Source organism: Flavobacterium sp. KH_001 (assembly GCF_057840745.1).
The window spans coordinates 1,299,707-1,323,133 of sequence record NZ_CM174520.1; the positions used below are offsets into that span (position 1 = coordinate 1,299,707).

Consider the following 23,427-nt stretch of genomic DNA (forward strand, 5'->3'; position numbering starts at 1 on the left):
TCCGTTATGGCTGAAAAATCGACAGATAAAGACGACAATTTATTTAATCCCGCAGCATCAAAAGCAGCGCGGTTTGATAAAGGCGTGGCTATTAGAAAATTGGTGCCCCGCTCAAGTCATGCTGAATGGAATCCGTCTGAAAATCGTGAAGACCCTGTTGAAATTTTGATCAAAACCAGTATCGGAAGAATGGAGAATTTAGTGCCATTACGATACAGTCGAATGATGGAAAGCCCGTTTACATTTTTCAGAGGTGCCGCTGCAATTATGGCTGCTGATTTAGAAAATACTCTAAATACAGGAATTGAACTTCAGCTTTGTGGCGATTGTCATCTGATGAATTTTGGAGGATTTGCAACACCCGAACGAAAAATCGTTTTTGATATTAATGATTTTGATGAAACATTTCCGGGACCTTGGGAGTGGGATATTAAAAGACTGGCGGCAAGTTTTGTAATTGCCGGTCGATCGAGAAAATTCTCCAGTAAAAACTGTAAAGAGTTTGCCTGGCATGTTGCGGATAGTTACAAGAGAAATATGTTGGATTATAGTCAATTATCGGCACTTCAAATTTGGTATGCTGATATTGATCTTGCCGAACTAATTGAAAAAGGAGACGATGAAGAACTCAAAGAATTTCAGCAAAAGAGATTAAAAAAAGCATCAGAGTTTACAGCCCATGAAAAAGAGTTTGCTAAAATGACTTATATGGAAGGTAACCGTGCCAGAATAAAAGATGAACCGCCTTTAATTTTTCATCCGATAGGAGAAGAATGGCAACGACTTGAAAGAGAAGCTACGACTATACATAAAAGGTATATGGAAACATTATCTGATGAGAAAAAAGTACTTCTTAGCCGGTATGCTTTGCATGATTTTGCCATTAAAGTAGTAGGAGTAGGAAGTGTAGGAACACTTTGCGGTATTAGTTTATTGATGTCGGCTACTGCCGAACCTATCTTTTTGCAGTTTAAAGAAGCCAGACAAAGTGTTTTAGAAGCTCATGTAAAAACAAAAGGCAAATACAGTCATCAGGGAGAACGAATTGTCAGAGGGCAAAAGTTGATGCAATCCGCTTCGGATATGTTTTTAGGATGGACAAATGATAGTGAAGATAAGTTCTTTTACATCCGTCAGCTTCGTGATGCCAAAGTAAAACCGATTCTTGAAATTATGAAGCCCAAAAATATGGCCTCTTATGCAAAAGCTTGCGGTTGGGCACTGGCAAGATCACATGCACGTACCGGAGATCCTTCCATCTTATCAGGCTATCTTGGCAAAGGAGATGAATTTGCCAATGCTATTGCAAAATTTTCGGTTTCGTATGCGAATCAAAATGAGGCAGACTACTATAAAATGCTGGAAGCAATTAAAGAAGGAAGATTACCAATTTCAGAAGATATATAACTTTCAATAATTAGTAAAATTGAATTTATGAATAAGAAATACCATTACGATCTCTTTAAAGATAGTATTGTTACGCTAAAAATGATGATATAGGCTTTGAGGGTACTTAGAATGAATAAAAATAAAGTATGCTAAAATAAGTAAGAATTTTATCCACTCTGTTGTGTTAATTAAACAAAATGATTTATCTTTGAGTGTATAGTAAGTAATTGTTATATAAGGAGTTGTATTTTTTTAATAACTGTTTAACATGATTTGCCTTTCATACTAGATTTGATCATGATTTTAATAATGTCACATTAAACGAATTTAATCATTAATCTAAATACCACAAAATGAATTTCAAAAGAAAGAATCTTCGTATTATCCCATTTTTTTTATTGGGATTGCTTATCAGTTGTTCTCCAACTGTTAAAGTAACTACTGATTATGACCATTCTGCTAATTTTGGCGAATACAGAACTTTCACTGTTTATGATTTGAGAGCTCAGGAAGGTCAGGTAAATCAACTTAATGTTGATCGTGTTGCAAAAGCCATTCGTGCTGAAATGACTGCAAAAGGCTTTACAGAATCATCTTCTAATCCGGATCTAAAAGTAAATGCAGTATCCATCCTAAAAAATAAAACACAAGTTACAGCCGATACTAATTTCTATGGTTATGGCGGTATGTACCGTCCTTATGGATATTGGGGTGGTGGTGCCATGATGGGTGGAGGCTCAACAACATTTAATACTTACGATTATGTTGATGGTTCATTGATAATTGATATCGTATCTACTAAAACAGGCAAACTGGTTTGGCAGGGAATTGGGAATGCTCAAATTGACAGCAAACCTGATAATCCGGAAGAATTTATCAATGGTGCAATTAAAAAAATATTGGAAGGTTTTCCTCCGGGATTAGCCAAAAAATAGTTGACCAGTTTATAGCTATAAATTTAATGTATAAAGGCCTTTATACTTATTTGTTTCGGCAAATAAGTATAGCCTTTTAAATGACTCCCCAAGTCTGTTCTTTTAAGTGACATTAAAAGAAATACCTTTTAAAATTTAAGCCGGAAAATATGCTCGATATAGTACTCTCTCTTTTCTTTTTTGTAGCCACAATAGTTGGTTTTGCAACATCATTTATGGTTCTTTTTTCAAAGAAAAACTATTCAAAAAGTTTCTTTTTAGGGCTGTTTTTGTTCAGTCTTGCAGTTGTGAGCGTTTACAATTTTTACATGTCGGCCAATACTTTCAAGACCTTTCCAGATCTGTTTATGATCACAAAATCTTTTATGTTTTTAGTAGCTCCTTCTGCTTTCTTATATGTAAGAAGTGTTTTGTTTTCGGACAGGATATTTAGAAAGTACGACTGGATGCATTTCCTGCCTTTTGTCTTCTATTTTAGTTTAACACTAATTGTTTGGGTGGACAGCTATTTCGATCTTCCTATTATTAATAATTTGGCTGTTAGAATAGAAAGTCCTTTTTCAATGCTAAGTCTAACAATCTGGCTGATGTATGCTTTTTGCCAGACTATGATGATTTTAAATTATGATTTAAAAAAATTCAAAGTAGATCACTTTAACAGAATAAAAGTTTTAAGCTGGATCCGACTTTATAATTTGATGATCTTGTTTTTGTTTTCGACGCTTTTTGTACATTATTTTTTAGTAAACCGTGTTGATAGTATCGACTTTTCATGTTATATCCTGATTTCTTCAGTGCTTGTTTTTACTGTGGGATGGCTTTATTTTAAGCCGCAAATTTTCTATGATGCAAATGAAATAGAAGAGGTAAATGATAGCAATGAAGTAAATGAGAATTTTGACTTTGATCAGAAAGAAAGTCACCTGGTGATCATTAAAACAAATGAGACAAAAAATAGTCTGCCGGTAGTGAAAGAATTAACGACAGAAAAAAAACAATTATATCTCGCCCAATTAGAAAGCATATTTGCTACAAAAGAGCTTTTTCTGAAGAAAGATTTAGTGATTCGGGATATTGTTGAAGAGACCGGAATATCGGTGCATCATCTTTCCAATTTAATCAATTCAGAATTTAGCCTTCACTTTCAGGATTACGTAAACCTGAAAAGAATTGAATATTTCAAAGAAAAAATAAACGATCCTGAGTGGAAAGATTTATCACTTGAAGGAATGGCATGGGGCTCTGGTTTTAAATCAAGAACGACCTGCTTCAGAGCTTTTATTAAGCATACCGGAAAATCGCCTTCAGAGTATTTTAAAGTAATCAGAATCAATCCTGAAAAAGCAACTACTTATTATTTAAAACAATCTTCAAACTGAAAAATGTAGCGTTTGAAGAGCGGTTTGTTAGGTCTTATTAATTTTTAAAGCAGTAGTAATGAAAACGAAATTTAAACAGAGACAAACGATAAAATCAATAATTACGCTACTTATTTTTTTCTTTTGCCATATAGGGCAAGCACAGCTCAAAGGCGGTCATATTTTGGGTGCTATGGGACTGCAATCCGGAACTCAAACTCCGGCAAATACGCTTAGTGTTTATATTCCCGGATACATATACTCGGCTTCATCCTTAAAAGATGCCAACGGAGATAAAGCGCTTGCAAATCCGGATCTTACCATGGTTATCACCGGTGCCGGCGTGACGTGGGTAAGTGATTTTAAGATTTTAGGAGCCAATTACGGAGCAACTGCTTTGTTGGCTTTTGCTTCAAATACAATTCAGGGAAACAATGCTAATGTCGATAATGATCTTGCTTTGACAGATTCCTATATTCAGCCGATACAATTAGGATGGCACAACAAACGAGCGGATTTCGTAGCAAGTTACCAAATGTATTTGCCAACCGGAAAATTTACAGCCGGAGCATCTGATAATACTGGTTTAGGAATGTTCATGAACGAATTTTCAGCAGGAACCACATTATATTTTAATGATAAAAAAACAGTTCATTTTGCGACTTTAGCTTCTTACGAAATCAACGGAAAAAAGAAAGATACTGATATTAAAACCGGAGATATTTTAAGTATTGAAGGTGGTTTGGGAAAAACATTTTATATGATGAATAGTGAGAAAACAGCACCAACAGGAATATTGAACGCGGGTTTAATTTACTATTTACAATATAAAGTGACTGATGATAAAATTCCTGTTCCTGTAATTGGAATCGTTGAAGGCGATAAAGATAGTGTGGGAGCAATAGGAGCCGAGATCAACTATTTTCATATTGGTTGTAAAACTTCTGCAGGATTTAGATGGCTGGCTGAGGTTGACGCTATTAACAGATTCCAGGGAAACACTTTTTTCCTTACACTGGCACATGTGTTTAGTTTGAAGAAAGAATAGTTGAAATAATTTGAAACTGTTTTTAATCTGATAGTGTTTTTTATCGAATGCGAATAAAATCTAAGGTTGGTTTAATATTAAATATCGAGATTCTAAATATGAAAAACACAAAGCTCTTCCGAAAAATGGTTCTCGTAAATGTTTTTTTTCTTTTATCATTCAATGTGATGATGGGACAAAAACAGCATATTAGCTTAAGAGATTCTTTAGATCACGCAGTCGATTTAAGTGACTATATCATTTATGCACATGGTTTTATTGTGATTCCGACGATTATAACGGAACCTGCTTTGGGTGGAATTGGAGGGGCAGTAGCCCCTATTTTTCTTAAAAAGCATGCGCCGGTAATTGATGAAAACGGTAAAAAACGATTTATAAATCCTGATATTACCGGAGGACTTGGGATGTATACCGGAAATAAAAGCTGGATGGCAGGAGCATTTCGTTCCAGTACTTTAATAAAGCCAAAAATTTTATACCGTGTATTTGCTGCGTATGGCGATTTGAATCTTTCTTTTTATGAAAATATGCCAAATGGAAAAGATTTAGAATTTAAACTTAATTTTAGATCCACTATGTTTTATACCCAATGGTTAAAACAATTTAGAAATGCAAAATGGAGCGCCGGGCCGCAATATTTATTTCTAAACTCAGATATAACATTACCTGATTTAAACCTGAACCTTCCGCCTTCTTTTGTTAAGCCAAAAGATGTAAAAAGTACCGTGAGTCAATTGGGAGGTGCGCTTCAGTTTGATGGTCGCGATAATATCTTTACTCCCGATAAAGGAATTCGGGTACAATCCGATTTTTTCTGGTCTGATAATTCCATCGGATCTGATTATGATGCCTGGCGAGTCAATTTATCGGCAATTGGCTATTATCCACTTTCGAAAAAATTAATCGGAGGTCTTAGGATTGAAGGTGAACAGGCTTTTGGGAGTCCGCCATTTTATCTTTTACCGGGAATTAATTTAAGAGGAATTCCGGCTGCCAGGTACATGAGAAAAACAAGTTTAGTTACAGAAGCCGAATTTAGATGGGATTTGTACCGAAGATGGAGTTTAATGGGGTATGGAGGTCTTGCCAGTGCCTTTAACGATTGGGATCAGGCGTTTGCAAAACCGGTGGTGTATAGCTATGGAACAGGTTTTAGATATTTATTAGCCCGCAAATTCAAATTACGAATGGGAGTCGATGTAGCAAAAGGACCAGAACAATGGGCTTATTATATTGTTTTTGGAAGTAACTGGATGCGATAGATGCTGAAAAGAGAATAGAAAATAGAACATAGAGAATAGAGAATAGAGAATAGAACATAGAAAAAAGAGACAAGAGAAAGATCTGATGGTGTTGATGTAGTCAAAGGACCGGAACAATGGACTTATTATATTTTTTTTGGAAGTAATTGGATGTGATACATCTTTAGAATAAATCAAAAACAAAACCCCGATGAAATAATTAGCATCGGGGTTTTTGTTTGAAGTTAATTTACTGGTATGATTATAAGTACAACAATAAGTAAGAAGTATGAGTGTTTACTTGAAATCAGTAGAATTATCTAATTATCTCATTCTCTAATTCACACATTTTCTAATTGACAAATTATCTAATTATCTAATTGACACATTATCTAATTAACATATTGCACATTTTGTAAGGTTTTATAGATTAATAAAAATATTGTGTAAAAATTAACGGCAAAGGGATAGTTTTATTAGTTAATATTTAATTGATTTGTAACAAAAATTAATTAAAGGTTACTAATAAGTTAACTATTTAAATCATTGATTATGTATAAAATTACGATGAAATCAGTTTTCGTAGCATCAGCATTTTTGGTTGGTGTGAGCAGCTGTTTTGCACAAGACGTTTTAGTGAATTCACTAAAAATGAATGCGAGTGATAAAAGTAAAGAGAACTTTAAATTCACAGAGCAAATTAACCTGGGGACAACTTCGGTAAAAACACAAGGTTCTTCAGGAACGTGCTGGAGTTATGCTACAAACTCATTTTTAGAATCAGAAATGATTCGTTTAGGAAAACAGCCTGTAGAATTATCTCAGATTTATTCAGCGAGAAATGTGTATGTAGAAAAAGGGATTAATTATGTGCGTATGCATGGTGCTGTAACTTTAGGTGACGGAGGTGCATTGCACGATGTAACGAACATGTATAAAAAATACGGAGCCGTTCCAAGAGAAGTGTATACAGGATTAAACTACGGAACAGATAAAAATAAATTTGGCGAAATGGCAGCGCTTATCGAAGGTGTTTTGGCTGCGGTAGTTAAAAATCCAAATGGAGAATTAACACCAAACTGGCAAAAAGCATATGCTGCAGTAATCGATTCTTATTTAGGAAAAGTGCCGGATAACTTTACATACAAAGGAAAAAATTATACGCCACAATCTTTTGCTAAAGAAGTTGTTGGAATTAATCCTGATGAATATGTAGAAATGTCTTCGTTTACAACTGCTCCATACTACCAAAAAACAACCATGATGGTACCGGACAACTGGTCATTCGATCAGGTTTACAACGTAAAAGTAAATGACATGACCGATGTTATTGATAATGCATTGAAAAAAGGATACACTGTAGCCTGGGCAACTGACGTAAGTGAGAAAAGCTTTAGCTGGAAAAATGGTGTAGCCTATGTTCCGACAAAGAAATTTGATGAGATGACGGCTGAAGAAAAAGCAGACATGTTCAACGGACCGAAACCAGAGCCGGAAATTACTCCGGAGATGCGTCAGGCTGCTTTTGATAATTACACTACAACAGACGACCACGGAATGCATATTATTGGTCTTGCAAAAGATCAAACCGGAAGAGAATATTATATCGTAAAAAATTCTTGGGGAGAAACAAACGACTACAAAGGTTTCTTGTTTGTAACCAAAAATTTTGTGAAATATAAAACAACTGCCTTAATGGTAAACAAAGGCGGAATTCCAACGGATCTTGCTAAGAAATTAGGAGTTTAAGTTTTAGACCGATTTTAAAAATATAGAAAAAGCGCTGCAAGAAATTGCGGCGCTTTTTTTGTTTTAGTTAAAGCCGCCAAAAGAATAAAAGCATAAGCTTTTCCTATTATTTTTAATTTCTTTACCGTTTGACGAGTTTTTTTATCTGAAAAACAGCACTTTAACGATTTTTAAGGTTGTTTATGGGTATAATAAAATAAAAAAAAGAACTATAAGTACCTTTGATAAATTAATCTAATCATCATGAAAACTTATGCAGTTAAAATTACAACAATTGCATGTGTTTTTTCTTTGAGCTGTTTTGCACAGCGTGCCACTTCAAACGCTCCTGTCATTGCGCCAATAGCAAATGCACATTCACAAACTGACAACAAATCTGGTGATGATCTTGTGTTGGATTACTATCACGTAGAAGAAACCATTAATATGTCTTTTGGAAGAAGAGTGACCAAGTACGATGTTTCAAAACTGGATATGGTAAATACCTATGATCTCGGACCAAATAACGTCCGAACCGTTACGGCTGTATATAGAAAAGCAAAAGTAAAACCAACAGAAATTAAAATGCTGGCTAAAACCATTAAAGATACTGTTATGACTATTAAACCAGTCAAAGTTGAGGTGATTCCACCAGCCCAAAAAGCAAAATACCTTACGGTAGATCTCACCAAAACGTATATGAAGGTAGTAGATAAAGGTTATGCTTCGGCAGATATGCTCAAAAAGGTTGCAGACAAACACTATTTTAATGGCGACATGACGGAGGCTGCCAAATTTTATGCGCAGTTATTGGAAATGGCTCCAAATTCAGAGGCGTCTTATTATTATAGATATGCACAGTCATTGAAGGAAACCGGCCAAACAGAAAAAGCCAATGAGATGATGGTGCTGTTTGAAAGTAAAAACGCGAATAACAGAATTGCGAAAGAATAGTTCCACGTATTCTCAGAGCAAGAAAAAAGACTATCATGGAAGTGATAGTCTTTTTTTTATGGTCTTTCTAAAAGTTCTCGATTATTTATTAAAGCGTTTTCCTTATTTACCTTTAAGCTTAAAAATAGTAAATAAGATTGGCGATCTTTTTTGATAGGTGATTTAGATAATTAATAGCCGTATTTAAAAAATAAATTTAGGTTACCAATTCTATAAGTCATCGCAGCAGTGCTAACATCAAATAAAGTTGCCAAATTTTTTACTGTTTCATCATCTGAAAGATCAAACTTGTTTTTGCGTATTTCTTTGATAATTAAGCTTTCAGGCATAAGTATTGCAGCTGCAAAAGCATTTGCTTCTTGCTCAATTTTAATTTCTCCCGTAGATGAGTTTTTATTTCTATATAGAGCGGAAAAGCCTTTGTCTATAAAAAGTTCCTTGTTGCTTCTATGAAGTTCATAATGACCAAATTCATGTGCAATAGTAAATCGCTGACGTACTAATGGATCATTGTTATTTACACCAATAACTCCATTACCTTTATTAATTAATAAGACTCCAGAAACTCCTTCTCCTAAGTCATCATATTGGATATTTAGCCCTTTTTTTTCTATAATTTTTTCTAAAGGTATAGGTAATTTTGTGATGTTAAATTCTTCCAAGATATTAATTGTAATCTTTTCAATTCTTTTATTTAACATGTTTAATAGTGTTTAAATCTTTTGCTTTCTCTATAAAATCTAATATTTTACTTGTATTTTCCTTGTTAGATTTTATTTGTGTAGATATTTTTTTCTTCCATTCACTAAGAGAAACATCTGAAGCATTAAATTGTGGTAATAATTCCGTTACTTCTATGTTTAAAATTTTAGCAATGCTCCAAAGTAAATGAATTGGAGGGCGCTGTCTTCCTTTTTCAATATTTACTATAGAGGCACGACTAAGATTTAAAAAACTTGCAAAAGCCTCTTGTTTGATTTCGGCTTTTAGTCTTTCAATTTTTATCATGGTTCCTAATTTAATATAGAAAAGTTGTTGTTCGTCTTCTGTCATTTTTATGATGGTAAAAAACAAAGGTAATTAAAATAATGTAAAGTATCGCAAACTGTTTGTGATATTATACTATTTTTATTGTTTGTATTATTGTACATTTGAATTAATTTAATATCTTTGTAATGTTATTTATTAAATAGGAATTTATATAAATAAAAAAAGCCAGGATTAAACCTGACTTGTTAATTTTTTTGAAAACATACAGTAGCCTGCTAAGCTCCTGAGTTTCCTTTAGATGTCGAAATTCAAAAGTAACTTCTTCAAAATTATTATGCAAGTTTTTTAAGTTAATTTCGATGAAATCACCTTAAATAAATGTTTTCTCTCTGTTTTGTGTAATTAAAAATTTAAAATAAGCAATTTACTAGTAGTCAAAGTATTGATTTTCAATTATTATCGCTGAAATGATAAGCGATACAGGTTACTTATTTTAAAAATTTAAAAACCCATATATCATGGAAAATAACAATGGGGCTATGGATGCCCAAAAATTAAAAAATCCTCTTAAATTCGTAATAGAGGGACAAGAATTCGAAACTTTTCAACAATATCTTACTGGTGCTGAACTTAAAAATTTCAAAGGTATTCCTTTAGAAACGGAACTATATCTTTCTATCACAAAACCATATAAAGATGAGCTTATTGAGAATGATAAGTCGGTTAATATGGCAAGACCGGATAAGGAGTACTTTTTCGTTAAAGAAAGCTATAAGTTTACCTTTAATGAGATAAAATTGACCTCTTATAAAAAGGTAGTTTCTGGAAAAGAGATTTTTACTTTAGGAGGAATAGAAAATTCTAATTGTTTTGTTCTGTACCAGAAGTTGAAAGGTCATGACTTTGAAAAAATTTCCTTAGATGAAACTGTTGATCTATCTAAACCCGGAATTGAAAGTTTTATAACTAAAGATTCGGATACATTTGTTTACACTTTAAATGGTGAACATGAAATGACTGATAAAAAGGTATTAACTGCAAGGGAAATTCTCGAGTTTGGGGCGGTTGATTCAGAAAAATTCTATTTGATTCAGTTCTTTGAGGATGGAAGTGAAAAGAATTATGCATACTCTTACGATGAAAAAATTGAAATGAATTGTAAAGGTCTTGTTTTTATTACCAAAGAGTGGCTTGATATTGCAGATGTAGAACAATATGGGAAAAAGTGTGAATTAATCCCTCCTGCTAGGAGCTTTAGAATTAAAATTGACAAAAACTATCATATTGTAAAAGAGAAGGATATTACTAAAGCTGAGATTATTGCATTAGAAGGTAAGCCGGAGGTAATATATGATGCATACAAGGTTTTGAATAATAATCCGAAGCCCATCAAAATTTTGGATGATGAAACAGTTGATTTAACCGAAAAATGTTTAGTTAGATTTGTTTTGCAACCAAAAGAACAGCAAGATGGTAGAGGTAGTCGTCAAAATTTCATCTTACCAGAAGAAGATATTGAAACTTTAGAAAAAATGAGTCTCCAATGGGAGACTCTTTTGTCTCCAAGTATGTGGTTGGTGATTTATAATTATCCTATTCCCGATGGTTATAATGTAAAAAATGTAGATCTAGCTTTAACAATTACTTCAAGTTATCCTGCGACGGAAATTGATATGGCGTATTTTTTTCCTCCATTAGTTAAAAATAACAGTAAGTCAATAAATGCGATTTCAGATCAGCCTTTAGATGGGAAAATTTTTCAAAGATGGTCACGTCATAGACAGCCAGGAGATTGGAAACCAGGTATTGATAATCTGGCAACGCATTTATCTCTTGTTGATAATTGGTTATTTAACGATTTAAAACGATAATTATGAATAGAGTCAGAATATCGGGAAAACATTTTCAGCAATTACAGGAGCATCTATTTCCTGGAGATGGTAAAGAAGCTGTTGCTATAGCTTTGTGTGGTAGAAGCTTTTATAAAGGAAGTTATTCTCTTCTTGTAAATGAAGTTTATCCAATACCATATGAGAAGTGTTTCGAGAGAAGAGAGGATTTTGTTCATTGGCCTACAGAATTTATTAATCCTATTTTAGAAAAGGCTTCAAAAAAAGGGATGGCTGTATTGAAAATTCATTGTCATCCTGGTGGTTATGATAAATTTTCAGAAATTGATAATGAATCTGATCAATCTTTGTTTACTAGTATTAATTCTTGGTTAGATGATGGTTTGCCAAATGGTAGCTGTGTAATGTTGCCGGATGGTAGATTTTTTGGTAGATTCTTTTTTGATGATATGTCGCAACAGCCAATTCATCACTTTTCAATAGCGGGAAATGATATATTGAATTGGTATTATATGGAAAGTGATAATTCTATAGAATCAGCTTCACAGCTAAGAAATCAACAAGCTTTTGGGCAAAAAACTATAGGTCTTTTAAATAGATTAAAAGTTGGAATAGTAGGTTGTTCAGGGACAGGAAGTCCAGTGATTGAGCAGCTTAAAAGATTAGGGGTCGGTGAATTTGTTTTGGTAGATCCTGATTTTGTGGACTCGGTAAATCTTAATAGAATTATTGGTTCGACAGATCTCGATTCTAAGAAAAAAACCTTGAAAGTTGATGTTATGAAAAACGGAATTGACACGTTGGGAATTGGAACAAAGACAACATGTTTTTCTAAGCATATAACTCATGTCGATGTTGTTAAGGAATTGGCGGATTGCGATGTCTTAATTGGATGTGTCGATGGTGCGGAAGGGAGGCATGTTTTGAATCTTATTTCTTCATATTATTTAATTTCATTTATTGATGTTGGGGTTAAATTTGATGCTGATGGAATAGGAGGTATTAATGGTATTTTTGGTTCCGTTCATTACGTACAACCTTTTGGTTCTAGTTTATTGAGTAGAAAGCAGTATAGTATTGAAAAGCTTAAAGCTGAGGAAACAAAGCGTATAGATGAAGAAGAATACGGTAGGAATCAATATTTAGCTAATGTTAATGAATCCAATCCTGCAGTTATAAGTGTTAATATGCAAGTGGCAGCCTTAGCTGTAAATGAATTATTGGCTAGAATTCATCCATATAGAAATTTTGAAAATGGAGAATTTGAAGTAATGCGAGTAAATTTTGCTGAAAGCACAACTTTTCCAGAAGAAACCTCAGGTCCATGCTTATTTTTTGAAAAAAATGCTGGAAGAGGAGATGTAGAACCGCTATTAGGATACGCTGAATTTTCAAAAAATGTTACAGAAAATATATAATTGGTTTGTCAAGCTTTTTTTTAAAAAAGAGTTTGATGCAGATAAACGATATAGGTTTCAATTTGTAAATGAATTGCCAGACATACCCAAAAAAAATATTTTATATTTTATTGGTGAGGAAGGGTGTTATTGGCAATTTGTGATGTTATGTCCTTGTGGGTGTAGTTCTTTGTTGCATATGAACTTAATGGATGATTATAATCCATATTGGAACTATGAAATCCATGATAATTTAATAACTATAACTCCATCTATAGATAGGATTGTTGGTTGTAAAAGCCATTTTTTTGTTAGAGAAGGAAATATAGTTTGGCATAAATAATTTCTTATAATGGGGCTTGTAAAGTAGTCTTTTTGTTTTTTTTTTTATTTTTGAGCAAAAAAAAAGACTATCATGAAAATGATAGTCTTTTAATAAGCTCCCCCTCTTGGGCTCGAACCAAGGACCCTCTGATTAACAGTCAGATGCTCTAACCAACTGAGCTAAGGAGGAATCACCTTAAAGGTAAATATGTTTGCTAAAAAAAGTTGCTCCCCCTCTTGGGCTCGAACCAAGGACCCTCTGATTAACAGTCAGATGCTCTAACCAACTGAGCTAAGGAGGAAGTTGTTGCTCTTTTTAGCGAGTGCAAATATAGTCGATTTTTTAATTTACCAAAAATATTTTAACTCTTTTTTTAATTATTTTTTTTACTTGACAATCGCTTTGTAAATATCATTTCCGTTAGCAAATAAAAGCAGTGCTATAAGTAGAACGAAACCAACCATTTGGGCGTTTTCAAGGAATTTGTCACTTGGTTTTTTACCACTAATTATTTCGTACAATAAAAACATCACATGACCACCATCAAGAGCCGGAATTGGCAATAAATTCATAACTCCAAGCATAATTGACAATAAAGCAGTGATTGTCCAGAACGCTTCCCAACTCCAGGTATTTGGAAAAATGTTGAAAATTGCCGCAAATCCACCAACTTCTTTATAAGCTTCTGTTTTTGGATTGAAGATTGTTTTAAGCTGATTTCCGTACTCAACTAATCCGTTAGCACCAGTTTCAATTCCAATCGGAATTGACTCCGCAAAACTAAACTTTTGACGGTTGATCGTATAAAGATTTAATTTCTCCAGATTAGAATAGGGTAATCTTGAAGCATAAGCTACTCCCGATTTAGATTCTTTGTTGAATTTTAAAGCACTCTGAACAACCTGATCTCCTCTTTTTATAGTTATTGGAATCGTTTTTCCACTAAAATTTTTAAATCGAGCGGCTACTTCATCAGCATATTTAACAGGAACTCCATCAATATGAGTTAATATATCGCCTGGTTTTACTGCTTTGGTATTGGGTGAAGTTTCTTCGAAGCCAGAAACCACAAAAGGAATTCTCATTTCTACCAAAGAGCGCTTAACTCCGGAGTTACTGATTTTATTAATAATATTAATAGGAAACTTAATTGTTTTGATTTCGTTGTTTCTTTCAACAGTAACTTCGCTAGCCATGAATAGGTTTTTAGCGATATCGTCGTAACGATCTATTTTTTTACCGTTAACAGCAATGATTTTATCACCTGTTTTAATCCCCGCATTTTCAATTGCAGGATTGGTTACCCAAACACCATCTTTCAGATCAGCATTGGCTACATAAGTATCACCATAAACAAACGCCATTCCTATATATATAATAAAAGCAAGAATAAAGTTTACCGTAACACCACCCAACATAATGATCAAACGTTGCCAGGCCGGTTTAGAACGGAATTCCCACGGTTGAGGTGGAAGCGCCATTTGTTCTTTGTCCATACTTTCGTCGATCATTCCTGAGATTTTTACATAACCTCCAAGCGGTAACCAACCAATTCCGTATTCTGTTTCGCCAATTTTCTTTTTTAGAAGCGAATATTTAACATCAAAAAACAAGTAAAATTTTTCGACTCTGGTTTTAAATAATTTAGCAGGGATAAAATGCCCTAATTCGTGAAGAATAATAAGTAAAGATAAACTCAATAGAAATTGAGAGAGTTTGATAACTATATCCATTTTGTATTTTTAGTTCGTAATTTAACGCACAAAAGTAACGTTTCTATTTTAATTTGATAGCGCAATATAAGACATAAGGTTTTAAATGTTTGTTAATTAATAAACATTTAGATTTCTCCTTTTATTAAGATGCTGTAACTTTACTTTTTTATAGGCTATCGTACCTAATTGGTAGCCAAAAACCATTAAAAGTTACATTATATGGCTTCATTATTATTTTCTCCACTCACAATAAAAAAAATCACTTTAAAAAATAGAATCGTTATTTCGCCAATGTGTCAATATTCAGCAGTGGACGGATTTGCAAACGATTGGCATTTGGTTCATTTAGGAAGTCGTGCCAGCGGAGGCGTGGGCCTGATTATTCAGGAGGCTACAGCCGTTTCTCCTGAAGCAAGAATTTCTCCAGCCGATTTAGGAATCTGGAAAGACGAACACATTCAGAAATTAAAAACAATCAATCAATTTATAGTTTCTCAAAATTCAATTCCCGGAATTCAGTTGGCGCATGCCGGCCGAAAAGCAAGTGTTTCTGCTCCGTGGGAAGGCAATAAAAAGTTAGATTTCGCTCATGGCGGATGGCAGACGGTTTCTTCAAGCGCGATTCCGTACCACGATGACGAACCTTTTCTCCCAACAGCTTTAGATAAAGACGGAATACAAAAAGTGATTGCTGATTTCAAAGCTGCAACCAAAAGAGCAGTTGAAGCGGGTTATCAGGTTGTAGAAATTCATGGTGCACATGGTTATTTACTGCACCAGTTTCTTTCTCCTTTAACGAATAACAGAACCGATGCCTACGGAGGAAGTTTTGAAAACAGAATCCGTTTTACTTTAGAAATTATAGAAGCAGTTCAATCCGAATGGCCTTCAGATTTACCTTTATTTGTCCGAATCTCAGCAACAGATTGGGCAGAAGGCGGATGGAGCCCTGAAGAATCAGTAAGACTTTCGGAAATTTTAAAAGAAAAAGGAGTAGATTTAATCGATGTTTCGTCTGGCGGATTGGTTTCACATCAGCAAATTCCGTTGCACCCCAACTATCAGGTTCCATTTGCAGAAAAAATCAAAAAAGAAGCTAATATTTTAACGGGAGCGGTTGGTTTAATAACACACGCCATACAAGCCGAAGAAATTCTAAATAACAACCAGGCCGATTTGGTTTTATTCGCCAGAGAATCACTTAGAAATCCTAACCTGCCTTTAGATTTCGCCAAAGACTTGAACGAAGACATCCAATGGCCAAAACAATACGAACGCGCTAAAATTAAATAAAAAAATAAACCATAAGGTTTTTTAATTTGAACCATTAAGACATTAAGTTTCATTAAGCTTTGAACTTAATTTTTCTTAATAATTAGAAAAAAATTAAGCAGCTAAACTTAATTTTCTTAATCTCTTAATGGTAAAAAAACATACAAAATGCAAAAAATAAGAACAGCACTATTATCATACGGAATGTCGGGAAAAGTTTTTCACGCTCCATTTTTAGACATTCATCCCGGATTTGAATTATTAGGTTCCTGGGAAAGAAGTAAAAACCTCATTCAGGAAGATTATCCCTATGTAAAAAGTTATCCCTCAATCGACGATTTATTAGCAGACGATGTCGATTTGGTAATCGTAAACACACCGGTTGGAACCCATTATGAATATGCTAAAAAAGTACTTTTAGCCGGAAAACATGCTGTGGTCGAAAAAGCTTTTACTACAACTGTGGCTGAAGCTGAAGAACTAGCTTCAATCGCAAAAGAAAAAGGATTAAAATTAGCCGTTTTCCAAAACAGAAGATGGGACAGTGATTTTAAAACAATTCAGAAAGTAATTAAAGACGGTGTCTTGGGAGATTTGGTCGAAGCCGAATTCCATTTTGACAGATACAATCCGTTATTAAGTGTAAAAGCGCATAAAGAAACAGCCAATGATGGAGCCGGAATCCTGAAAGATTTAGGTCCGCATTTAATAGATCAGGCAGTTTGTTTATTTGGATCTCCAAAGTCGGTTTTCGGAGATATTCGTTACACCAGAGAAAATTCTTTAGTAGACGACTGGATCGATTTGGTGTTGATTTATGATAATTTGAGAGTGAGGTTAAAAGCAGGTTTCTTTGTGAGAGAAGCCAATCCTGCTTACACGATTCACGGTATAAAAGGTTCTTTCTTAAAACCGCGCGGTGATGTTCAGGAAGACGAATTAAAACTCGGCAAAAAGCCAAACTTAGAATCGTGGGGAACTGAATCGGAAGCCTTACAAGGACTTTTACATACAGAAATCAACGGCGAAGTGATCCGTGAAAAAATACCAACCCTTCAGGGAAATTACTTTTCCTTTTTTGATGGCGTTTATGATTCCATTGCAAACAACAAACCAGAACCCGTTACGGCACAGGATGGCGTAAAAGTAATGCAGATTATTGAAGCTGCTATTGCGAGTAATGCACAGCAGAGGGTAATTAACTTATAAATTTAAACACATAGAGACATAGTTTTCTGTGTCTATAGAAGGCGTTTCACTTGCTTAAAAACATATAGCTATGTGTCTTTTTACAAGTGAAACGCCTTTTTTATAGTTGGAGAATAAATCTATGTTTCTATGTGTTTAAAACTTTTGTAGCGTTGTAACTTATAAACATATAACGTTATAAATTGAGGAACTACTAGTCTTTGCTAGTGTGTAAAGTACATTTTTTGTATTTTTATACTAGCAATCCAAAAATCCATCATTTTGATCAACTTCAATCCATTATCACTATTCCAAACAAAAGGGAAAATCAAGAAAGTCTACAGAGAAGCAAAAGCTTCTTATTTAAACCGAATTCGTTTTGCCGTGGGAATGTTTTATTTCGGAATGGGGTTAAGTTTTGCAACTTGGGCAAGCCGAATTCCGGATATCAAAACCGCTTTGCATTTAACCGAAGGTGATTTGGGTTCTATACTTTTTGCGCTCCCAATGGGGCAATTGGTCATTATGCCTTTTTCAGGAAAAATGGTAACCAAATTTGGTAGTCACAGGATTTTAGTTTTCTCCTTAATAATGTATGTTTTGTGTTTGGCCAATTTAGGCTTGGCAACAACAGCCTTTCAATTGTCTGTAGGTTTGTTTTTGTTTGGATTATTTGGGAATCTTGCTAATATTGCTGTAAATACGCAAGGTGTTTATACAGAAGTACTTTTCAAAAAAACAATCATGTCTTCGTTTCATGGCATGTGGAGTTTCGCCGGATTCACAGGAGCATTGGTTGGCTTGGGAATGTTAGCTTTAAATCTTTCTCCATTACATCATTTTATTATTGTTGGCATAATTGTAATAATAATGGTTGCTTTTAATTTTAAATTTTTGGTCAGAGCCAAAGAAAAAATCAAACATAAAACCTCTGAAGGCAAAAAGTTATTTGTCAAGCCAGACAGCACTTTAATCTGGCTTGGTGTAATTGGCTTTTGTAGTATGGCGAGCGAAGGAGTTATGTTTGACTGGAGCGGCGTTTACTTTAAAGATATCGTACAAGCACCCGGACCATTGGTAATTTTAGGATATACTTCTTTTATGATTATGATGGCCAGCGGACGTTTTCTAGGGGATGGTTTAATCAACAAATTTGGACGTGAACGCGTGATGCAAATTAGCGGAGTTATGATTTCTGCCGGGCTTTTCACTGCCGTTTTTCTTCCTTATATTATTCCGTGTACGATTGCTTTTATGGCTGTTGGTTTGGGTGTTGCGACTATTGTTCCAACTGTTTATAGCATGGCCGGGAAAAATCCGACTGTTCCGCCGGGAGAAGCTTTGACGATAGTTTCTAGTGTTAGTTTCCTCGGATTCTTAATGGGACCTCCTGTCATTGGGCATATTGCTCAAAATTTTGGACTTCAATTTTCGTTTGCCTTTATCGGAATCTTTGGGGTTCTGATTGCTTTTATGGTTTCTAAAATTAGAGTTACCCAATAAAAATTCTTTCAACTCTTTTTAAAAACACATATTTATTTATAGGAAATAACTTATAAATATAATTTTTTGTCTATATTTGAATTTTAAAACTTTTGTCTCAACAGGTTTTAAATGAACCAAAACCAGTTTATCCTTTGAATCAGAATTGAAATGTTTAACCATTTTAATTTAAATCATTATTCAAAGTAAATTGTGTTTTATGACAAAAAAGTACCTGCTGTTTTTTATTTTTCTGCCTTTTATTCACGTCTTTGCACAAGAAGAAACGACCTTTTTTGGTTTTGTGATTGATGCCAAAACACAAAATCCTATTGAGAATGTGGTGGTCTCTATTCAAAATTCTTCCCTAACACAACTTACATCAGCCAACGGAAGATTCGAACTTCATTCTCAAATAAAAGGAGAACAACTGCTTTTGATTCACAGTCAGGGTTACAAAGATTTACTTTTAAAACTGGAATCCAATTTTGGATTTAAAGTGAACCTCGGCATATTACAGCTCGAAGATAATTTTTCAGATGAAACTCCTGCTGCTTTAATATCGCTATTGGAAAGTGATCTAACAGATGATAATAGTTCATCTGAAATGACTTCAGGGCTTTTGCAATCTTCAAAAGATGCTTTTATGCAGGCTTCGGCTTTTAATTGGGGTCAGGCCCGATTTAGGGTTCGAGGCCTTGATAGCGAAAACGGAACCATGATGCTCAATGGTATGGTCATGAACAAACTTTATGATGGAAGACCGCAATGGAACAATTGGGGAGGTTTGAATAATGTACTCAGAAATCAGGAATTCTCTGTTGGTACTGCAGCTTCTACTTATACTTTTGGAGGCATTTTAGGGACACAGCAAATTTTTACACAAGCCTCAATGTATAGAAAGGGAGGACAGCTTATGTTTTCTGGAAGCAATACTTCATATAACTGGCGCGCCATTGGAACGTATGCTTCCGGAATGAATGCTTCCGGTTGGGCCTATGCGATTTCAGCGGGCAAACGCTGGTCAGATGAAGGTTTTTTTGAGGGAACAAATTTCAAGGCGGAGTCTCTTTTTATCAGTGTTGAAAAGAAACTAAATGCAAAACAATCCTTGAATTTTACAGGTTTTTATACACCCAATTCCCGAGGAAAAAATTCGGCAAACACAGCTGAAGTAACACAATTAACAAACGAAAAATACAATTCGTATTGGGGTTTTCAGAACGGAGAAAAGCGAAATGCAAGAATTAAAAAAGTGGAAGAACCACTCTTGATGCTCAATCATTATTTTAAAATTGATGAAAAAACAAATCTCAATTCAGGTGTAATGTATCAGTTTGGGAAAGTTGGAAACAGTTCTATTGATTATCAAAAAGCAGACAGTCCGGATCCAACTTACTACCGAAAATTACCGAGTTATTTCAGTTCGCTTTACGGAAAAGACAAAGGAGAATTTTCAGGTGCTTTTACTCCCGATTATGAAAATGCAGAAAAAAACAAAACCCTATTTCTAGAGCATTCGCAAATAGATTGGAATGCCATGTATCGTGCCAATCAAAAACAAATGGCAAATTCCGATAGTACAATTAGCGATTATGAGCCAGTTCAAAGCCGTTATGTTTTATATGAAGATCGAACCGATGATAAAACTTTTGCTGTAAATTCTATTTTGAATTCACAGCTGACACAGAATATTTTTTTTGATGGAGGAATTACTTTTCGAAACCTGAAATCACATAATTTTCAATATCTTTTAGACTTACTTGGAGGTGAATATTTTGAAGATATCGATCCATTTTATAAAGGAAACCAGTCGCAATCTGATTTGCAAAATCCAAATCGGAAAGTAAGAGTCGGGGATGCTTATGGTTACAATTATAATTTTTTAGCCAACACAATTGATGCTTTTACTCAGTTTCGGCTTTCTTATAAAAAAACAGATTTCTATTTAGCACAATCCTATTCAGTATCCAATTATCAACGGGAAGGTTTATATCAAAACGGAATTTATCCCACAACTTCTCTCGGCAAAAGTCAAAAAGTAAATTTTGAGAATTTTGGCTTTAAAGGCGGATTTACTTATAAAATTTCGGGCAGACAATCTTTGTTTTTTAATGGAGAACATTTAACCAGAGCGCCTTCACTCCGAAATACCTTCTCCAATTCACGCTTAAATAATTCAGTTGTTAACGGAATCGAAAGCGAGAATATTTCAAGTGCTGAAGCTAATTATGTTTATCATTCGCCTAAACTAAAAATGCGTTTGACCGGTTACTACACTTTGATTAAAAACAGTACCAAAACTTCCTTTTTTTATGCTGAAGGTATCTTTGATAACGGTGCCGGCTACGATGCAACAGACGCATTTGTAAGCCAGACGCTAACCCATTTAGACAAGAAAAATGTTGGAGCAGAATTGAGTTTTGAGTATCAAATTTCGTCTACTTTAAAAGCAACTTTAGCTTTTGCCTATGGTAATTACACGTACAATAGTGATCCTGATGTTTTAATCACAAATGATGCAAATGCTGCAATAGCAAACAAACCAACCTCTTTTGATTTTGGGAAGGCCTTAATTAAAAACTACAAACAGGCCGGAATGCCACAGCAAGCTTATTCATTTGGTTTAGAATACAGAGACTCCAAATTTTGGTGGATTGGTGCAAACATAAATTCTCTCTCCGATAGTTATATTGATATTTCTCCGATTGCCAGAACGGCACAATTTTATATTAATCCGGCGAATGGTTTTCCTTTTCCGGAAGCAACAAAAGAACGTGGAGATGCATTGCTAAAACAAGAAAAATTTAAGCCGATTATATTAGTGAATTTTTCGGGAGGAAAATCCTGGCGTGTTCACGGAAAATATATCGGACTTTTTTCAAGTGTAAATAATGTCCTGAACTCCATATATAAAACCGGTGGCTTTGAACAGGCACGAAATGCCAACTTTAGAGCTTTAAACCAGGACACTTCTAGTAAAACGCCATCGTTCGGTCCTAAATATTATTACGGATACGGTCGCACTTATTTTGTAAATCTAACGATCGGTTTATAAACTTGAAAAATACAATTGTTATGAAAAAAATAGCTTTAAAGTCAATTTTTAGACTTTCTCTATTGCTTATTTACGGATGTAATAATGATGTTGAAACACCCAAATTAGAATGTACGCAACCCGATTTGACAGTGAATAAAACAGTCGAAAAGGTACATGAACTTGCTGGTCCTGTTGCAAAACAATATGTTTATGATGATATTATAGAAGCCTATGTAGTATCAAGTGATGAAGACGGGAATTTTTTTAAAACCATTTCATTTCAAACTTTACCGAAAGAGGGAGTTCCTGCAACAGGTTTCAGTGTACCAGTAGATGCGTCGAACACTTATATTGATTATCGTGTTGGAAACAAAGTGTATGTGAAATTAAAAAATCAGTTTACAGATTTATTTTATGGTGGATTACGAATAGGAAGTCTAAATGTGAGTAATGCCGGAGATCCAACCATTGGCAGGATTTCGCAGAATGATTATAAAAATGTTTTGAACGCTTCCTGTACTGTGATTGATGAAAATCTATTGGTTAAGAAAATTTCTATTGAAGAAGCAATAGACGATACTAAATTAAATACGTTGATAGAGCTAACCGATGTAGAGTTTACCGAAGGAGCATTGGGTCGTCATTATTTTGAGGAAACGAATAATGTAGGAGGTTCAACAAACTGGAATTTGCGTGATAAAACAGGAAATCAGATTATTTTTAGAACCAGCAGTTATGCCAGTTTTTCAGATCATTTAGTACCCGAAGGAAGCGGAACAGTAAGAGGAATTATAACAAAGTTTGGATCTGATTATCAAATGATGATTCGCTCAGAGCAGGATGTTGCCATGAACGGAAAAAGAAATACTCCATTTTTTGCTGAAGATTTTCAAACGGTAAAAAACAATGTAAATTTTGCGCTGCCCGGCTGGAGTAATATTGTTGAAAAGGCTGCAAAATTATGGAAAAGTATGGTGTATGGAGGGAATGGTTATGCCGAGTTTAATACGACCAGTACAACAGCTGCAGAAAATATTGCCTGGTTAGTTTCTCCTAAAATTAATATGGCAGGCTATAAAAATGCAATATTATCTTTTAGAAGTGCACAACATGATTTAAAGATGGATTCGCCATTAAATTCTTTAGAAGTGTATGTTTCAGAAAATTTTGATGGCTCAAATATTGCCAAAGCGAAATGGACAAAATTAGAAGCAAAATTTCCTTCTTTATCCACACCAGCACGCGTATTTATAAGTTCGGGTGCAGTAGACTTATCAGCTTATTCAGGAAATATTCATATTGCGTTTAAATATATCGGGTCTGGAAAAGATAAAACTTTAAACGGCGCTTTTATGGTGGATGACATTAAAATTTTTGGAGAAAAGTAGGGTTTACTTTTTTTGATGGTAATTTAAAGTATTGATTTTTTGGAGAATAATTTAATAGTATATTTTTTTTGAGATTTAAACTGTTAAAATTTGATGGAATTTTGTATTTTGGTCATCCCAAATACAA

General features: G+C 34.3%; 18 protein-coding genes and 2 tRNA genes. 15 read left to right on the forward strand and 5 right to left on the reverse strand.

Going from position 1 to position 23,427, the window contains the following annotated elements:
- The first annotated feature begins 6 nt into the window (after positions 1-6).
- The 7 genes from AC3ITQ_RS05805 to AC3ITQ_RS05835 all read left to right on the forward strand — a co-directional run bounded on the left by AC3ITQ_RS05805 (position 7) and on the right by AC3ITQ_RS05835 (position 8,653).
- A complete protein-coding gene (locus AC3ITQ_RS05805; RefSeq protein ID WP_489237232.1) occupies positions 7-1,407 on the forward strand; it encodes a DUF2252 domain-containing protein in 1,401 nt (466 codons plus the stop codon).
- Between the two features lie 335 nt (positions 1,408-1,742).
- Positions 1,743-2,324, forward strand: coding sequence for a DUF4136 domain-containing protein (locus AC3ITQ_RS05810; protein ID WP_489237234.1), 582 nt, complete (start codon positions 1,743-1,745; stop codon positions 2,322-2,324).
- Between the two features lie 149 nt (positions 2,325-2,473).
- Complete coding sequence (locus AC3ITQ_RS05815) at positions 2,474-3,703, forward strand: helix-turn-helix domain-containing protein (RefSeq protein WP_489237235.1); 1,230 nt, start codon at positions 2,474-2,476, stop codon at positions 3,701-3,703.
- 58 nt (positions 3,704-3,761) lie between these two features.
- Positions 3,762-4,730 (forward strand): SphA family protein, encoded by a 969-nt coding sequence (locus AC3ITQ_RS05820; protein WP_489237237.1) that lies wholly within the window; start codon positions 3,762-3,764, stop codon positions 4,728-4,730.
- 98 nt (positions 4,731-4,828) lie between these two features.
- On the forward strand, positions 4,829-5,992 hold the full coding sequence (locus AC3ITQ_RS05825; RefSeq protein WP_489237239.1) for a BamA/TamA family outer membrane protein: 1,164 nt from the start codon (positions 4,829-4,831) through the stop codon (positions 5,990-5,992).
- Positions 5,993-6,523: 531 nt separating this feature from the next.
- Complete coding sequence (locus AC3ITQ_RS05830; protein WP_489237240.1) at positions 6,524-7,720, forward strand: C1 family peptidase; 1,197 nt, start codon at positions 6,524-6,526, stop codon at positions 7,718-7,720.
- Between the two features lie 243 nt (positions 7,721-7,963).
- The gene (locus AC3ITQ_RS05835; RefSeq protein ID WP_489237242.1) at positions 7,964-8,653 is read left to right on the forward strand and encodes a hypothetical protein; all 690 of its coding nucleotides are present in this window, start codon (positions 7,964-7,966) and stop codon (positions 8,651-8,653) included.
- A 170-nt stretch (positions 8,654-8,823) separates the two neighbouring features.
- On the opposite strand, the gene AC3ITQ_RS05840 is transcribed toward AC3ITQ_RS05835, so the two are convergent.
- Together AC3ITQ_RS05840 and AC3ITQ_RS05845 are read right to left on the reverse strand one after the other, a co-directional pair.
- Positions 8,824-9,354 (reverse strand): ImmA/IrrE family metallo-endopeptidase, encoded by a 531-nt coding sequence (locus AC3ITQ_RS05840; RefSeq protein WP_489237244.1) that lies wholly within the window; start codon positions 9,352-9,354, stop codon positions 8,824-8,826.
- Positions 9,344-9,706 carry a helix-turn-helix domain-containing protein gene (locus AC3ITQ_RS05845; RefSeq protein ID WP_489237246.1) on the reverse strand — a complete coding sequence of 121 codons (363 nt, stop codon included), beginning with the start codon at positions 9,704-9,706 and terminating at the stop codon, positions 9,344-9,346. The genes AC3ITQ_RS05840 and AC3ITQ_RS05845 overlap by 11 nt, the downstream gene beginning before the upstream one ends.
- Before the next feature lie 455 nt (positions 9,707-10,161).
- On the opposite strand from AC3ITQ_RS05845, the gene AC3ITQ_RS05850 reads away from it, so the two are divergent.
- The 3 genes from AC3ITQ_RS05850 to AC3ITQ_RS05860 are packed head-to-tail and all read left to right on the forward strand — an operon-like array spanning position 10,162 to position 13,233.
- A complete protein-coding gene (locus AC3ITQ_RS05850) occupies positions 10,162-11,514 on the forward strand; it encodes a multiubiquitin domain-containing protein (protein WP_489237248.1) in 1,353 nt (450 codons plus the stop codon).
- Positions 11,515-11,516: 2 nt separating this feature from the next.
- The gene (locus tag AC3ITQ_RS05855; protein WP_489237250.1) at positions 11,517-12,911 is read left to right on the forward strand and encodes a HesA/MoeB/ThiF family protein; all 1,395 of its coding nucleotides are present in this window, start codon (positions 11,517-11,519) and stop codon (positions 12,909-12,911) included.
- Positions 12,892-13,233 (forward strand): ubiquitination-like system serine protease family protein, encoded by a 342-nt coding sequence (locus AC3ITQ_RS05860; protein ID WP_489237252.1) that lies wholly within the window; start codon positions 12,892-12,894, stop codon positions 13,231-13,233. Before AC3ITQ_RS05855 ends, AC3ITQ_RS05860 begins: the two co-directional genes overlap by 20 nt.
- Positions 13,234-13,330: 97 nt before the next feature.
- On the opposite strand, the gene AC3ITQ_RS05865 is transcribed toward AC3ITQ_RS05860, so the two are convergent.
- From AC3ITQ_RS05865 to rseP, 3 genes are all read right to left on the reverse strand, one after another.
- Positions 13,331-13,404, reverse strand: a tRNA-Asn gene (locus AC3ITQ_RS05865).
- Between the two features lie 38 nt (positions 13,405-13,442).
- Positions 13,443-13,516: transfer RNA gene (locus AC3ITQ_RS05870), tRNA-Asn, on the reverse strand.
- 85 nt (positions 13,517-13,601) lie between these two features.
- On the reverse strand, positions 13,602-14,948 hold the full coding sequence (gene rseP / locus AC3ITQ_RS05875) for an RIP metalloprotease RseP (protein WP_489237254.1): 1,347 nt from the start codon (positions 14,946-14,948) through the stop codon (positions 13,602-13,604).
- A 201-nt stretch (positions 14,949-15,149) separates the two neighbouring features.
- On the opposite strand from rseP, the gene AC3ITQ_RS05880 reads away from it, so the two are divergent.
- The 5 genes from AC3ITQ_RS05880 to AC3ITQ_RS05900 all read left to right on the forward strand — a co-directional run bounded on the left by AC3ITQ_RS05880 (position 15,150) and on the right by AC3ITQ_RS05900 (position 23,300).
- On the forward strand, positions 15,150-16,223 hold the full coding sequence (locus AC3ITQ_RS05880; RefSeq protein WP_489237256.1) for an NADH:flavin oxidoreductase/NADH oxidase: 1,074 nt from the start codon (positions 15,150-15,152) through the stop codon (positions 16,221-16,223).
- Between the two features lie 147 nt (positions 16,224-16,370).
- Entirely contained in the window at positions 16,371-17,411 is a 1,041-nt protein-coding gene (locus tag AC3ITQ_RS05885; RefSeq protein WP_489237258.1) for a Gfo/Idh/MocA family oxidoreductase, read from the forward strand.
- A 261-nt stretch (positions 17,412-17,672) separates the two neighbouring features.
- A complete protein-coding gene (locus AC3ITQ_RS05890; RefSeq protein WP_489237260.1) occupies positions 17,673-18,893 on the forward strand; it encodes an MFS transporter in 1,221 nt (406 codons plus the stop codon).
- A 199-nt stretch (positions 18,894-19,092) separates the two neighbouring features.
- Positions 19,093-21,930 (forward strand): carboxypeptidase-like regulatory domain-containing protein, encoded by a 2,838-nt coding sequence (locus AC3ITQ_RS05895; RefSeq protein ID WP_489237262.1) that lies wholly within the window; start codon positions 19,093-19,095, stop codon positions 21,928-21,930.
- 20 nt (positions 21,931-21,950) lie between these two features.
- On the forward strand, positions 21,951-23,300 hold the full coding sequence (locus tag AC3ITQ_RS05900) for a DUF5689 domain-containing protein (RefSeq protein WP_489237264.1): 1,350 nt from the start codon (positions 21,951-21,953) through the stop codon (positions 23,298-23,300).
- Positions 23,301-23,427: the final 127 nt, after the last annotated feature.

Bases quoted from the DNA above. Each gene is read 5' to 3' on its own strand.
- AC3ITQ_RS05805 (WP_489237232.1), top strand. From the start codon at position 7: ATGGCTGAAAAATCGACAGATAAAGACGACAATTTATTTAATCCCGCA.
- AC3ITQ_RS05810 (WP_489237234.1), top strand. From the start codon at position 1,743: ATGAATTTCAAAAGAAAGAATCTTCGTATTATCCCATTTTTTTTATTG.
- AC3ITQ_RS05815 (WP_489237235.1), top strand. From the start codon at position 2,474: ATGCTCGATATAGTACTCTCTCTTTTCTTTTTTGTAGCCACAATAGTT.
- AC3ITQ_RS05820 (WP_489237237.1), top strand. From the start codon at position 3,762: ATGAAAACGAAATTTAAACAGAGACAAACGATAAAATCAATAATTACG.
- AC3ITQ_RS05825 (WP_489237239.1), top strand. From the start codon at position 4,829: ATGAAAAACACAAAGCTCTTCCGAAAAATGGTTCTCGTAAATGTTTTT.
- AC3ITQ_RS05830 (WP_489237240.1), top strand. From the start codon at position 6,524: ATGTATAAAATTACGATGAAATCAGTTTTCGTAGCATCAGCATTTTTG.
- AC3ITQ_RS05835 (WP_489237242.1), top strand. From the start codon at position 7,964: ATGAAAACTTATGCAGTTAAAATTACAACAATTGCATGTGTTTTTTCT.
- AC3ITQ_RS05840 (WP_489237244.1), bottom strand. From the start codon at position 9,354: ATGTTAAATAAAAGAATTGAAAAGATTACAATTAATATCTTGGAAGAA.
- AC3ITQ_RS05845 (WP_489237246.1), bottom strand. From the start codon at position 9,706: ATGACAGAAGACGAACAACAACTTTTCTATATTAAATTAGGAACCATG.
- AC3ITQ_RS05850 (WP_489237248.1), top strand. From the start codon at position 10,162: ATGGAAAATAACAATGGGGCTATGGATGCCCAAAAATTAAAAAATCCT.
- AC3ITQ_RS05855 (WP_489237250.1), top strand. From the start codon at position 11,517: ATGAATAGAGTCAGAATATCGGGAAAACATTTTCAGCAATTACAGGAG.
- AC3ITQ_RS05860 (WP_489237252.1), top strand. From the start codon at position 12,892: ATGTTACAGAAAATATATAATTGGTTTGTCAAGCTTTTTTTTAAAAAA.
- rseP (WP_489237254.1), bottom strand. From the start codon at position 14,948: ATGGATATAGTTATCAAACTCTCTCAATTTCTATTGAGTTTATCTTTA.
- AC3ITQ_RS05880 (WP_489237256.1), top strand. From the start codon at position 15,150: ATGGCTTCATTATTATTTTCTCCACTCACAATAAAAAAAATCACTTTA.
- AC3ITQ_RS05885 (WP_489237258.1), top strand. From the start codon at position 16,371: ATGCAAAAAATAAGAACAGCACTATTATCATACGGAATGTCGGGAAAA.
- AC3ITQ_RS05895 (WP_489237262.1), top strand. From the start codon at position 19,093: ATGACAAAAAAGTACCTGCTGTTTTTTATTTTTCTGCCTTTTATTCAC.
- AC3ITQ_RS05900 (WP_489237264.1), top strand. From the start codon at position 21,951: ATGAAAAAAATAGCTTTAAAGTCAATTTTTAGACTTTCTCTATTGCTT.